Here is a 14,002-nt window from a genome sequence, read left to right on the forward strand (position 1 = left end):
GTTACAAGATTGATAATCAATGTCACCAAAAACAAAAACCGAGGTATGGGAGCAAAAAAAAACCTTTGCAGCTGCAAAGGTTTTTTAATTGTAAATCAGTAATTTAAATAGTTTATTACTTTAAGATTCTGAAATTTTTTACGAAATCTTTGTATTTATCACTTAAGGTAACTTTGTGATTTCCTTTTAAGATAACCAAATTATCATTCACTATTATTTCTTCTATTTTACTTATGTTCACGATATAATTGCGATGCGTCTGGCAAAATTTGGCCGGATCTAAAAGATGGATAATTTTAGTCAATGAAATTAGAATTACAAATTTTTCAACATCTGTAATAATGTTACAATAGCGATCTTCGACCTCGATGTAAACAATATCTTCGATTTTGACTTTCTTTAAAGATTTATTTTTTTTGATAAAAAGTGTATCATTACTTATTACGGTATTCTGATCTTCACTGTGAAAAACATTCGTCTGTTCGTAAAATTTTTCGACAGCCATTTCCAATGCATACAAAATCTCAAGTTCATTGAAAGGTTTCATTAAAAAGCTAAAAGGTCTTGTCAATTTTGCTCTTTCAAAAATTTGACGGTCTTTTGAACTCGTTAAAAAAACAAAAGGCTTTACACCGTTTGGAACGATATTTATAGTTTCTGCAAAAGTGATTCCGTCTGGTTTTCCATCCAGAAAAACATCAATAACAACAATATCAATCGTGTTTTGGTAAAACATGGTGAGCGCTTCCTGATAAGTTCGGGCAATTCCCACAATGTTATAATTATTTTCGGTAAGTACTTTTACAAGTGCATCACTTTCTGTAACAGTATCTTCGATGATAAGGACATTAATATTATCCATGATTTTTAAACTTAGGCAATATTATAATCATTTTAGTTCCAACATTTTCTTCACTTTCTATTTCGAGTTTTCCGCCATTTTTACGAATCAGGCTTTTGCACAACTGCATTCCTAATCCGGTACCTATAATGTCATCATTTTTCTTTTTCGAAAGTAAAACTGTTTCTTTTAATAATTCTTGTCGCGTTGTTTCATTCATTCCCAATCCGGTATCTTCGATCACTAAATAACAAAATTCTTCTGATGAAGGTCTTGAATAAATTGAAATTGCACCGTTTTCTTTTGAGAATTTAATGGCATTGTCTAACATGTTTCGAATAATAATTTTTAGCGAATCCATATCTGCAAAAACGTAATCTGTCTTTGAAACATCGCTATTAAAATTGATATTTGCGTTTAACATCAATGGTTTATAATTGTATTCTACATGCTGTACAATGGTAGCCAAATGCAATGATTCCTGATAAAAATAGGCTTGTTTGGTTTGCAATAAAGCCCAATTAAGCAAGTTATCCAGCAAATTATAAGCACCATTTGCAATTGTACTATTGGTATGAAGCAAAACATCGAGTTCTGTGAAATTTTTATTCTTTAGATTCTCCATCAATTTGCCGTTACTTGTTTTAAGGGCATTTACTGATGAGCGCAAATCGTGGCTTACAATAGAAAACAGTTTATCTTTTGTGGCATTCAATTCGTCCAGCTCATTTTTCTGAGCGAGGATAATTTTATTGTTTTTAATTTTCTGTCGGTAAAAATAAACACCAGTTCCAAACAAAATGAAAAGTAAAACCGAAGCAATAATAAACCCATTTCTTTCGGCTATTTTTACTTTATTTTCAGCTGCAAGAACGTCTACTTCTTTTTGTTTTTGTTTTACAGCAAATTTCTTTTCTAAATCTGCAATTGCCCAAACTTTGTTTTGATCGTTTAGGGAATCTTTCCATTGTTCAAATTCTTTTCTATAAACTAAGGCTAAAGGGAAATTCTTTCTATTTTCTTCAACCACTGCCATATTCTTAGCTGCTGCTCTTTTTATATTGAATGAGTTTACTTTTTTAGATAAATGATACGCTTTTTCAAAATAAGGAATTGCTTGACTGTCTTTATATTGTTCATAATACAAATTGGCAAGATCCATATAGGATCCGATAAGCAACAACGTATCTTTTTCTACCTCTTGTACTTTTGAACTTTTGAATAAATAATCTTCGGCTTTATCATAGTTTTTAAGATGTAAATAACACAAACCGATATTATGCAAAACAGTACTGTTTTTCATATCATAAATTCTCCTATCAGAGAATTTTTCGACTTGCTGAAAATACTGTAAAGCCATTTTAAACTCCTTTTGATCTACAGCTATTTCGCCCAATTTCATTTTTACCTTATAAAAAAACCGGAAGTTATTCGAAATCTTATTAAACTCTTTTTTAGATTCATTAAGAAGTTTTTTTTCTTTAAAACCAATTCCTCTAAAATAATGACAATAATCTACAAGCTCTTTATTTTCTGAATTACTTATTTCTTTCATAGAATAAACCAAAGTAGAATCCCAATTGCTTGCTCTAAAAAACTTTTGAGCCTTATCAAAATTGATATTCTTGTTAAATTCTCGAGATTTTGCTTTAATTTCAATATTCATTAAAGAACCTATTTCTTGAGGTTCTTGAGAAAAAAGGAAAAAGGAAACAAAAAGTAATACTGAAGTAGCAAACAATTTAATTCTAATCATTATACTTTATATTTTATCAAATAATAATGATATAAAAGCGCTACATCATTATCCGTAACGCTTTTATTGTATTTAATCAAGATTAAATAATCTTCAATTAATTATCCTTGTTGTACAGTAGTTTCTGTCCCTCTCGAAGTTTCAGGGTCTATATCCCACAGAAAAGTTTGAATTGTTTCTATTTCAGCAAATGTATCTGTTCCATAAGGGTATGGTTCAGCTTTAAAACTTGCTTCATAAACATCAAACTCTTTTTCTGGGTCATCCAGTATATCATAAGCTATAAAAAACTGCAGTTGGCGCTTTCCATGAAGATCTATATACCAATTTTGATAAATATCAAATTCTAATTCGTCTTGTTTATCGTCCTCAACTTCTTTTTGTCCTTTCGGTTTACGAGCAACCAAAAAGACTGCCCTAACTTGAAACGTTCCATCCTTCTTTAATGTAGCCTGAACAATTGGAGCAAAAGGAATTGATGATTCATTTTCCGGAAAACTTATAGGCGTTTTTTTTGTTATTCTACTTTGGCTTTCAGGTTTCATGCATTTACCCGGTGGATAGATTTTGCCACCTGGTCCAGGTCCAGTAAGAGTAGTTTTTGTCATGGGTTTGTTTTTAGGGTTAGATTTATAGATTATTTATATTTTTAAGAATTATCTTGTTCTATTAAATTAAAAAAAGACAAATCTTTGATTTTTTTAGAAACCAAATATAGTAAACATTTTCTTAATAAGTTTTAAGCCTTTGTAATAACTGTATTAATTAACAATTATTAGCCGTGAACCTTTATAAAACTTGACTTACAATTATATCTATCAAAAAAAAATCCCATTCAAAATTGAATGGGATTTGGCAAACTTATTTTCTTTCATTTAAAAATTCGTAATACAATATCTTTGATAAAACAGTTTCGTTTTGATACCTTTTAATTTCATTTTCCCGCTGAATTTCGCTGTATTGTCCATCCAGATTATGAAGTAAAAAATATTCCCTGCGAGTTTCGTCATTAAAATTTAATCCACTTAAAAATTTTGGCTCTACTCCTTTATTCACAGAAATGTTATAGTTTGTAATCAGACTTCCCCAGTTAAAAAAGCTGCACAAAAGTACGGTTCCATAAAAATACCAAATCATTTGATTGAAGAGATAGGCATTTGTTTTTTGTTTGGTAATTTTTAAAAAGGCATACACTAAACCAATAATAGCCAGGATTAAAAACGCATAAACTCCCAATCTTTTGTATGTCAATCCGAAAAAAGAAACGTATTCTGAATTTTTGACTGCCGTGCTCAAAATCAAAGCTCCGTTTAATACAATCCAGATTTTAGACAGGCGCTTTAGATTTGTTGCTTTTTCATCAAAATTGAATCCGCCTTTAAAGTAAAACAGAATTACTCCAACAGCCATAACGATAGAAAAAATGATTGCATTTACTCTTTCATGTGTATCTGCGCTTAATTTTGAGGTTTCGATTACTTCAAAAAATTGTTCGTAATTATACGTTACGATAAAAATTAAGAGCATTACGTTTAAAAGCAATAAAGTGATTTCGCCGCTTTTTCTCTCGAAATTTAAATCCAGAAATGAGAATGTGTTTTCGTTTACAGCTTTCTCATCGTTAGAAAACTCATTAGCTAATTTCGGATTGAGATCGTAACAAACTTCCGGAATCCAATAATTCCAAAAAGTAAACGAAATATAAAATCCTAAAACAGTAATTACGAGCAATTGCCAAATGTCAAGATCTAATTGATAATCTGTAAACAGAGAAGAAAAATGATCACTTCCAAAAGAATACACCGTAAAAAACAGCGCTACAAAAACAACCGGAATGATAAAGTAAGCTATCAGTTTTTTGGCAAAATTATTATGTATTTTCTTTTCCGGAAGCCATTGGCTAAACATAAAAACGCGTCCTATAGAAGTAATTCCGTTTACAAATACAAGCGGAAAAACCTGCATTATTTTTAGCTGTACATCATGCGTTTTAAATTGTAAAAAAACAATTGACATGAACATCGCGAGAAATGACACAAAATCGCCATACCAGGCAAAAGCAAAACACGATAGAATAGATGTAAGCACTAAAACCAAATGTGACCGATCTGCGAATCGATCCTGAAAGAAATAACAAATTAAGCCTGTTAAAACGAGTCCAAAAATAGCGAGGTTTACTCCTATTGATTCCTTGTAAAAAAGCAGTGTAAAAACGATACTGCATACTAAAATAAAATGATGTTTTTTCATAATTTAAATTTTAAAAGTACTTTGTATTTCAAAGCGTTTAGGTAAAAAAATTTTACTTGTTAGATTTCATTAATTTTTCAAGACTCGATAAGTGTTCATTAAAGGCCGCGCGTCCTCTATTGGTCACTCTATATGATGTTTTAGGCTTTTTGCCTACGAATTCTTTCTTTACTTCAATATATTCTGATTTTTCTAATGCCGAAGAATGACTTGCCAGGTTACCATCTGTTATATCCAAAAGGGTTTTCATTTCGGTAAAATCAATCCAGTCATTGACCATCAGAATGGACATAATTCCCAATCTGACACGACTTTCAAAATCCTTATTTAATTTATCAATGATTCCCATTGGATTATTTGTATTTTTTGAACATGATTAGTCCGTACAAGATATGCAAAATTCCAAAACCAATGATCCAAAAAATTAATCCATATCCGATGAAAAACAAAGAAATGCATCCTAAAATAAGCTGGCTGAAACCAAGGTATTTAACATCTGAAAATGTATATTTTTCGGCATTTATCAAGGCTAATCCGTAAAAAATCAAAGTTGTTGGCGCTACCAGAATAAAAATCTTATGATAGATAAGTGCCAGGCAAAAAATACCTCCAACTGCTAAAGGAATAGCCAAATTGAAAAGCATCTTTTTTGTTGCGGTTGTCCAGATTGGTAAATTGTACTTTTTACTTTTCCTAATGGTGAAAAAAATTCCGAAAATAAAAGCAAAGATCAAAATGATTAATCCGCTTGTAATTAATTCAGAAACTAAATTGCCATCCAATAAAACATGTTCTCCATCAAGATAATTTATCCCGTTTATTTTGAATAACTGATAAACATACAATCCGCCAATTAAAGCAGAAAGTCCGGCAAAAACTCCTGAGAGTCCACTTAGTGATATAAATCTGGAAGAACGCTCCATCATGGAACGGATATGTGATAAATCTTCTTGATGCTTCTGATTCATGATTAAAGTACTTTGAGTTACAAAGTTATTATTTATTTTGGATTGACAAATAAAAAAATGAAATTATTTAGGAACCAGATGTATTTTCTAATTCCAATATTATAAATAAGCTCCAAAGGAGCGTAATATTTATAGTTAATATGTTCGTCCGGCAAGAGAGTTCCGTCGGAACGATATATTCTTCACCGCATTTAACTTAAAGATGTCACCCCGCTGGGGTTTGTTATTCTTTTGCACTGAAAAATTCTATAAATATTGCATCCCTCTGGGATTTGAGATTATAAATAATTTAGGAATGACATTATGAAATAAAAGGTTTTAAAATAATGCAGGAATGAGATTTGTTATTACCGGAGAGCCGCGCGAGGGATAGGAGCTGGCTATCGAAGTAGCACGGATAGCCCGACCGTATTTTCGAACCAGATGTATTTTCTAAGTCCGATATTATAAATGATAAGCTCCAAAGGAGCGTAATATTTATAGTTAATATGTTCGTCACGCAAGAGAGTTCCATCGGAACGATATATTCTTCACCGCATTTAACTTAAAGATGTCACCCCGCTGGGGTTTGTTATTCTTTTGCACTGAAAAATTCTATAAATATTGCATCCCTCTGGGATTTGAGATTATAGATAATTTAGGAATGACATTATGAAATAAAAGGTTTTGAAAACCTTGAAGGATATGAAAAGGTCTTACTGCCTCTGAGTTACGTGAGGATAGCAGCTGGCTATCGAAGTAGCACGGATAGCCCGACCGTATTTGCGAACCAGATGTATTTTCTAATTCCAATATTATAAATAAGCTCCAAAGGAGCGTAATATTTATAGTTAATATGTTCGTCAGGCAAGAGAGTTCCGTCGGAACGATATATTCTTCACCGGATAACTTAAAGATTTCACCCCGCTGGGGTTTGTTATTCTTTTATACTGAAAAATTCTATAAATATTGCATCCCTCTGGGATTGGGATTGTAAATAATTTGGGAATGATATTATGAAATAAAAGGTTTTGAAATAATGCAGGAACGAGATTTGTTATTACCGGAGAGCCGCGTGAGGGATAGGAGCTTGCTACCGAAGTAGCGCGGATAGCCCGACCGTATTTGCGAAAGGCGCACATATGCAGCAAGATTGGAGCGCCTTTTGCAAATACGGTCACGCCCAATGTATTAAAGCGAAAAGCCTACTCGATTGAATAGGCTTTTGTATCTGAATGAGAAATTTTAATTTATCAAAACCATCTTCTGCGTTTGAATAAAAACACGCCAAAAGTAGAGAGAATAACTGAAACGAAAAGAAGAATCCAAATACCGTATTTGCTTTCTTCTAAACCGTTTGGCACGTTCATTCCGTACAAACTTGCGATTAGGGTTGGAATCATTAAAATGATCGAAATAGATGTCATTTGTTTCATAATATTGTTCATATTATTAGAAATCACCGAGGCATACGCATCCATCATTCCGGTTAGGATGTTGCTGTAAATATTGGCCGTGTCCTGCGCCTGACTTAATTCGATTTCGACATCTTCAAGCAAATCTAAATCGTAGTTTGCCTTATATGCTTTTAAGTTTTTTATACGATGAAACAAAACATCATTTGCTTTTAAGGAAGTGATAAAGAAAACCAAACATTTTTCGATTTGAAGCAATGCCTGCAATTCTTCGTTTTTGATTGATTTTTCTAAATTGTCTTCGGCTAATTTTATCTTTTGATTAATTTGTTTTAGGTATTTTAAATACCAGACACTTGAGGAGAGAAGCAATCTCAAAACCCAGTCTGAATTATCCTTAACCTGAATGTTTTTTCGTCTTGAATACAACATAAAATCATGTATGATTTCTGTTTTGTAAAATGTAATGGTTACGCAGATATCATCTTTGAAAATGACACCAAGCGGAATAGTTTGAAAAGGCAGTTTGACGTCGTCACTTTTTATAGGAACGCGCATGATGATAAGCGTCCAGCCATCTTCGATTTCGATACGGGGTCTTTCGTCGATATCTTCAATATCGTTGTAAAATGCTTCGGGAATTTGAAGTTCTTCGAGTAAATATTTTTTTTCTGTTTCTGATGGAGATTCGATACTTATCCAGCAGTTTGGTGTCCATTTTGAGATTTCGATTAATCCGTTGTTGTTTGTGTAAAAGGCTTTCATTTCAAAATACAGGGTTTTATCGCAGCATTTTGAAATTTTCAAAAGCTGTTTTTAATTTAATACTAACGAATAATAATCGTCCATTTGGAGAAGTGTTTTTTAAAGTGTGGCAAAAGTATCTTTTATTTTTAAGACGGGAAACTTTAGGGTATTAATTATATATTAAAATGTACTTTGAGCAGAGTTTTTAAACACATAGAAACATAGATATTGCAACTGTAAAAGGCGTTTCACTTTTTCTAAACAAACATAGCCAGCTATGTGAGAGAATTTTTATTTGTGTAATACAACAAAGCCTGTTCAATTGAACAGGCTTTGTATATTTTTGAAAGAGCATTATTTTTTGGCGCTTCTCATTTTTCTTGCTAAAAGTGTGTTTTGAAGCAACATGGCAATTGTCATTGGTCCTACTCCACCAGGTACTGGTGTAATGAATGATGCTTTTTTGCTTACTTCGTCAAAATCAACGTCACCTTTTATTACGTAACCTTTTGAGTTTGATGTATCTTCAACACGTGTAATTCCAACATCTACAATTACAACTCCGTCTTTCACCATATCACCTTTTAAAAATTCAGGAACTCCTAAAGCTGTAATAATGATATCTGCATTTTTAGTAAATTCTGCTAAATTTTTAGTACGGCTGTGTGTTAGCGTAACAGTTGAATCTCCCGGATTTCCTTTACGACTCATTAAGATACTCATTGGTCGGCCTACGATGTGGCTTCTTCCAATCACTACAGTATGTTTTCCGGCAGTTTCTACTTTATAACGCTCTAATAATTGCATGATCCCGAATGGAGTTGCAGGAATGAAACTTTCCATTTCCAAAGCCATTCTTCCAAAGTTTGTTGGATGAAATCCATCAACATCTTTATCGGGATCAATTGCTAATAGAATTTTTTGCTCGTCTATATGTTTTGGCAATGGCAACTGAACGATATATCCATCCAGATTATCATCTTCGTTTAGTTCTTTGATTTTTGCTAATAAATCTGCTTCGGTAATATCTTCTGGTAAAGCGACTAAAGTTGAATCGAAGCCAATTTGCTGACAAGATTTCACTTTACTTCCTACGTAAGTTAAACTTGCTCCATTTGTACCAACTATAACGGCTGCTAAATGAGGTACTTTTCCTCCGGCTGCTTTTATTAATTGAACTTCGGCTGCAATTTCGTTTTTAATTTCTTCAGATGTTTTTTTACCGTCTAGTAGTTGCATTTCTTAATTTTTGTTTCAGGTTTAATTTTTGTTTCAAGTTTCAGGTTTCAAGTTGGGGCGAAACTATATTATTGAAAAAAAGTTTCAAATTTCTGTCTCTTAATTTGAAACCTGAAACTTGAAACTTTTTATTTTATTATCTCGGCATTCCGCCTGGCATTCCTTTCATGCCTCCCATCATTTTCATCAGGTTTTTTCCGCCCGGACCTTGCATCATTTTCATCATCTTGCTCATTTGGTCAAACTGCTTCATCAACTGATTTACTTGCTCGACTTTCGTTCCGGAACCTTTTGCGATTCTGGCTTTTCTTTTTACGTCGATAATGGCAGGTTTACTTCTTTCGATTGGCGTCATCGAGTGAATGATTGCTTCAATATGTTTAAAAGCATCATCTTCTATTTCTACATCTTTCATGGCTTTTGAAGCTCCGGGTATCATTCCAACCAGGTCTTTCATATTACCCATTTTCTTTACTTGCTGAATCTGCGTTAGGAAATCATCAAAACCGAATTCGTTTTTAGCGATTTTCTTTTGAAGTTTTCTGGCTTCTTCTTCATCAAATTGTTCCTGCGCTCTTTCTACAAGAGACACAACGTCTCCCATACCTAAGATACGCTCGGCCATACGATCTGGATAGAAAACATCAATGGCTTCCATCTTCTCGCCTGTACCAACAAATTTGATTGGTTTGTTTACAACCGATTTAATCGAAATTGCAGCTCCACCACGAGTATCTCCATCTAATTTGGTTAATATAACTCCATCAAAATTTAAGATATCGTTGAAAGCTTTTGCTGTATTTACAGCATCTTGTCCTGTCATGGCATCCACAACGAACAATGTTTCCTGTGGCTGAATTGCTTTGTGAACACGAGCAATTTCATCCATCATTTCCTGATCTACTGCTAAACGACCGGCTGTATCGACAATTACGACGTTAAAACCGTTTGCTTTGGCATGTTTAATTGCATTTTGAGCAATTTCAACAGGATTTTTATTTTCCGGTTCTGAGTAAACCTCAACACCTATTTGATCACCTACAACATGCAACTGATTGATCGCCGCAGGACGGTAGATATCACACGCTACAAGAAGTGGTTTTTTATTTTTCTTTGTTTTTAGAAAATTAGCTAATTTTCCTGAGAAAGTCGTTTTACCAGAACCTTGCAATCCTGACATCAAAATAATACTTGGAGTTCCAGAAAGATTAATTCCTGCAACATCACCACCCATTAATTCAGTCAACTCATCTTTTACCAGCTTCACCAGTAATTGTCCTGGCTGAAGCGTAGTTAATACGTCCTGACCTATTGCTTTTTCTTTTACTTTGGTTGTAAAATCTTTGGCAATTTTAAAGTTAACATCGGCGTCTAATAAGGCACGACGAACTTCTTTTAAAGTATCGGCAACGTTTACTTCTGTAATTTTACCGTGTCCTTTTAATATATGGAAGGCTTTATCTAACTTATCACTTAAATTATCAAACATACTATTTTCTTTATTTGAAGTGCAAAGATAATCTAATTAGATATTTTAGGCAATTTTTATTTATGCGTAGTTTTTTGCCACGAAGGCACTAAGGCGCGAAGTTTTTTTGCTCGTAAAGTTTATCTTTCACGCAGATTTAGCAGATTATTTTTTTAGATTAAAGATAAAAAAAAACAGCATGCTAAATCTGCGTTATACAAAAAAGCGCAAAGAAAAAATCTTTGCGCTTTCGTGCCTTTGTGGCAATATTTTTAGAATTGGAAATAAATAAACGGTTGCGAACCTGCAACTGCTGTGGCATAAACAATCCAGAATACAAAGCCCAAAACTATTGCTTTTGCTAATAGTGGTGTTTTATCAAAAACTGATTTCATGCCGTTTGTAAAAACTTCCGGCAAGAAATGCCAAACATAACCAAACAGCATTAATAAAAATACATTTTTGTATCCTAAAAATATTACTTTCCATTGCTCTGGTTCGAATGTTAACTGACCAATATTATTGATCACCTGCAAAGCTGTTTCAAAATCTCTGGCACGGAAAAAGATCCAGCAGAAAACTACAAAATGAAATGTTATTACGATTGAAAAGAATTTCCAAAAGAAATTAGAACCTTCTTTTTTGGAAGGGAATAATTCCATAAATATTTTATGAACCGCTAATGCTAATCCGTGTAATGCTCCCCAGATAATGAATTGTGCTCCGGCTCCGTGCCACAATCCGCCTAAAAGCATTGTGGTGAATAAATTGAAATTGGTTACTAGCGTTTGATTTTTTTTCTTCGAAAGTAAAAATGTCAGACAAAATAATCCAATTGATCCAATTGCGATTGCCAAAGGAATAAAGCTTTCGTTTACATTCGACATTCCCCAAAGTAATAATCCGAAGAAAAATAAACTTGGGAATAAATATCCGGCAAATGTACCTTCTCTGTTTCCTCCGATAGAAATATATAAGAAATCTTTTAACCACGTTGAAAGTGAAATATGCCACCTTCTCCAGAAATCTGTAATCGATACTGATTTATAAGGCGTTCTAAAGTTGGCTGGTAATTTAAATCCTAACAACAAAGCGATTCCGATGGCCATATCTGAGTATCCTGAGAAGTCACAATAAATTTGAATGGCATATCCGTAAGAAGCCATTAAATTTTCGAATGACGTATAATTCATCGGCGTATCAAAAACTCGGTCTACGAAGTTTATTGAGATGTAATTTGAAATTACTGTTTTCTTAATCAATCCACCAATAATAAGAAATAAAGCGTTGTTTACATCTTGTTTGGTAAGATTCAATTTTTGGTAAATCTGCGGTAAAAAATCTTTTGCCCTAACAATTGGTCCGGCCACTAATTGCGGAAAAAACGAAACGAAAAATAAATATTCAATATAGTTTTTTGTCGGCTTTATTTCTTCGCGATAAATTTCAATAATATAACTCATCGACTGAAAAGTATAAAACGAAATTCCGACAGGAAGAAAAATATTATGCAAAGCAAAATGACCGTTGAACATGTCATTGTAAGTGACAATCATGAAATTCATATACTTGAAATAACCAAGCAAACCTAAGTTCAGTATTACACTTATAACCAGATAAATTTTCTTGGTGCTATCTTTTGTTTCTCTGTAAATAATCTGACTCAAGCCATAATCAACTACAGATGAAAGCAATAATAGTAAAAAGTAAATTCCACTTGACTTATAATAAAAGAAAAGTGAGAAAAGAATAACGTAGGTTAATCTTAAATAAAATGTTTTGCGCAAAAATGCGTATACGAAATAGAAAACTAAAAACAATCCAAGAAATAAGCCTGTATTGAATAATAATTTTTCGTCGGGATTATATATGAACCAACTTTTGACTTGCTCTACTGTAATTTCACCGAAATTCTGAACAAACCAATCATTTATGCTATTACTTGTTATCAACTTATTTTTTTGATTTAAAATTATCGTATGCTTTTAAAAACGCTTCCGTAAACAATTTTGCTTGTTTTTCGTATCCTTTTTTAGAATAATGAACAAAATCGGGGCCTATCAATCCTTCTGCTCTTAATTTTCGAACTCCTGTTATTCCACCAAATTCATCGTACAAATCCCAAACTGCAAAATCATCTTTTTCTGCAGTGCTATTAATTCGTTCTGCATAATCTTTAACGTACACATTGGGTTTTCTCTTTCTGTGCAGTGATGGCGGAGGCGTCATAATAATTATCGGAACATCAATTTTTTGATCTTTCAGGTTACTTATAAATTCGCGTAATTGTCTCATATAAGCCGAAGCTTCCATGTTATCGTAACTTTCATTTGTACCGAGAGAAAAAATCAACAAATCGGGATGTAAAGATTTTAACTGCTCAAAAAACAAAGGATATTTATTGTAATCAGAGAATTTAGCGCCATTTACTCCAATTCCGCTATAGGTTATTCCCGGAGCATCTTTTTCTAAAACAAGTCCGTTAAGCTCAAATTCTGATGCTTCTTTATTTGGAATCAGGTAAATTTTATCTAATGCTTTTTCTGATTTATAATAATGAGAAAATGCGTCAGATTCCAGATTTAACGGAACAAATTCGGAATTTTTAATCTCTTTCGGTTTTGTTTCATTTGTTGGAATTTTTAAAATTCTTCCGGCACGAATATTATTTGATTTCAGATTATTTGCTCTTTTGATTTCGGCTACAGAAATATTGTATTTATCTGCAATTACCGAAATCGCTTCTCCTTTTTTAATTTTATGCGTGATTACTTTTCGCTCTGTCGACTGAATAATATTGGTTTGGGATGATATTGCCAAATCAAACATATTCTGGTTTTGAGGCGTAATAATATGGATAGAATTGAATTTGTAAGCCGCATCTTTTATATTCAATTGAACAGCAAAACCACCATTATCTCTCCACAAACCAATTCCGCTTAAACCGATTGGTCTGTTTTTTACGGGATAAATATTTCGATAACTTTCCCAGATTCTGTTCGAATAGAATCTTTCGTTATAAGATCCGTTTGTTTTTGCCAATTGATACGGAAAAACAAAACCACGACCTGCATTTCCGAATTGCTGCTGCAAAATTTTTCTAATTTTATTGGTCATTAAATCTCCCTGAATATGGGAATCGCCAATATGTACAATATTTATTTTTTGCTTATTATCGCCTTCGTTTTCTTTTAACTTTTCAAAAACACTTTCTAATACTTTTGCATTATAAATGTGATTACCCATGTACGATTCAATCGTTGCACTATCGATTTTACTAATCATATTTTTAGTTATTAAAAGTGAGACTGACTTTTGCGCCTGATTATTTATCGAGAA

At 32.8% G+C, this 14,002-nt stretch carries 11 protein-coding genes; all 11 read right to left on the reverse strand.

Annotated features, from left to right (window positions below):
* Positions 1–115: 115 nt before the first annotated feature.
* Positions 116–862 (reverse strand): response regulator transcription factor, encoded by a 747-nt coding sequence (locus SD960_RS03610; protein ID WP_318801000.1) that lies wholly within the window; start codon positions 860–862, stop codon positions 116–118.
* Positions 855–2,597: a tetratricopeptide repeat-containing sensor histidine kinase gene (locus tag SD960_RS03615; protein WP_318801001.1), complete on the reverse strand. Its 1,743-nt coding sequence runs from the start codon at positions 2,595–2,597 to the stop codon at positions 855–857. The genes SD960_RS03610 and SD960_RS03615 overlap by 8 nt, the downstream gene beginning before the upstream one ends.
* Positions 2,598–2,698: 101 nt before the next feature.
* The gene (locus SD960_RS03620; RefSeq protein WP_318801002.1) at positions 2,699–3,205 is read right to left on the reverse strand and encodes a hypothetical protein; all 507 of its coding nucleotides are present in this window, start codon (positions 3,203–3,205) and stop codon (positions 2,699–2,701) included.
* 253 nt (positions 3,206–3,458) lie between these two features.
* Positions 3,459–4,847, reverse strand: coding sequence for a DUF4173 domain-containing protein (locus tag SD960_RS03625; protein WP_318801003.1), 1,389 nt, complete (start codon positions 4,845–4,847; stop codon positions 3,459–3,461).
* Between the two features lie 52 nt (positions 4,848–4,899).
* Positions 4,900–5,196 (reverse strand): winged helix-turn-helix domain-containing protein, encoded by a 297-nt coding sequence (locus SD960_RS03630; protein ID WP_042565991.1) that lies wholly within the window; start codon positions 5,194–5,196, stop codon positions 4,900–4,902.
* A 4-nt stretch (positions 5,197–5,200) separates the two neighbouring features.
* Complete coding sequence (locus SD960_RS03635) at positions 5,201–5,815, reverse strand: hypothetical protein (protein WP_318801004.1); 615 nt, start codon at positions 5,813–5,815, stop codon at positions 5,201–5,203.
* A 1,232-nt stretch (positions 5,816–7,047) separates the two neighbouring features.
* Positions 7,048–7,974, reverse strand: a complete 927-nt coding sequence (locus tag SD960_RS03640; RefSeq protein WP_318801005.1) for a magnesium transporter CorA family protein — start codon at positions 7,972–7,974, stop codon at positions 7,048–7,050.
* Positions 7,975–8,310: 336 nt separating this feature from the next.
* Positions 8,311–9,195 (reverse strand): bifunctional 5,10-methylenetetrahydrofolate dehydrogenase/5,10-methenyltetrahydrofolate cyclohydrolase, encoded by an 885-nt coding sequence (locus SD960_RS03645; RefSeq protein WP_318801006.1) that lies wholly within the window; start codon positions 9,193–9,195, stop codon positions 8,311–8,313.
* Between the two features lie 136 nt (positions 9,196–9,331).
* Positions 9,332–10,684 (reverse strand): signal recognition particle protein, encoded by a 1,353-nt coding sequence (gene ffh / locus SD960_RS03650; protein WP_318801007.1) that lies wholly within the window; start codon positions 10,682–10,684, stop codon positions 9,332–9,334.
* 251 nt (positions 10,685–10,935) lie between these two features.
* The gene (locus tag SD960_RS03655) at positions 10,936–12,615 is read right to left on the reverse strand and encodes an MBOAT family O-acyltransferase (protein WP_318801008.1); all 1,680 of its coding nucleotides are present in this window, start codon (positions 12,613–12,615) and stop codon (positions 10,936–10,938) included.
* 1 nt (position 12,616) lies between these two features.
* The gene (locus SD960_RS03660; RefSeq protein WP_318801009.1) at positions 12,617–13,948 is read right to left on the reverse strand and encodes a GDSL-type esterase/lipase family protein; all 1,332 of its coding nucleotides are present in this window, start codon (positions 13,946–13,948) and stop codon (positions 12,617–12,619) included.
* Positions 13,949–14,002 lie beyond the last annotated feature (54 nt).

Origin of the sequence: Flavobacterium sp. MMLR14_040, from assembly GCF_033657265.1 — a bacterium.
GTDB lineage: Bacteria > Bacteroidota > Bacteroidia > Flavobacteriales > Flavobacteriaceae > Flavobacterium.

Bases quoted from the DNA above. Each gene is read 5' to 3' on its own strand.
- SD960_RS03620 (WP_318801002.1), bottom strand. From the start codon at position 3,205: ATGACAAAAACTACTCTTACTGGACCTGGACCAGGTGGCAAAATCTAT.
- SD960_RS03615 (WP_318801001.1), bottom strand. From the start codon at position 2,597: ATGATTAGAATTAAATTGTTTGCTACTTCAGTATTACTTTTTGTTTCC.
- SD960_RS03660 (WP_318801009.1), bottom strand. From the start codon at position 13,948: ATGATTAGTAAAATCGATAGTGCAACGATTGAATCGTACATGGGTAAT.
- SD960_RS03630 (WP_042565991.1), bottom strand. From the start codon at position 5,196: ATGGGAATCATTGATAAATTAAATAAGGATTTTGAAAGTCGTGTCAGA.
- SD960_RS03645 (WP_318801006.1), bottom strand. From the start codon at position 9,195: ATGCAACTACTAGACGGTAAAAAAACATCTGAAGAAATTAAAAACGAA.
- SD960_RS03640 (WP_318801005.1), bottom strand. From the start codon at position 7,974: ATGAAAGCCTTTTACACAAACAACAACGGATTAATCGAAATCTCAAAA.
- SD960_RS03625 (WP_318801003.1), bottom strand. From the start codon at position 4,847: ATGAAAAAACATCATTTTATTTTAGTATGCAGTATCGTTTTTACACTG.
- ffh (WP_318801007.1), bottom strand. From the start codon at position 10,684: ATGTTTGATAATTTAAGTGATAAGTTAGATAAAGCCTTCCATATATTA.
- SD960_RS03610 (WP_318801000.1), bottom strand. From the start codon at position 862: ATGGATAATATTAATGTCCTTATCATCGAAGATACTGTTACAGAAAGT.
- SD960_RS03635 (WP_318801004.1), bottom strand. From the start codon at position 5,815: ATGAATCAGAAGCATCAAGAAGATTTATCACATATCCGTTCCATGATG.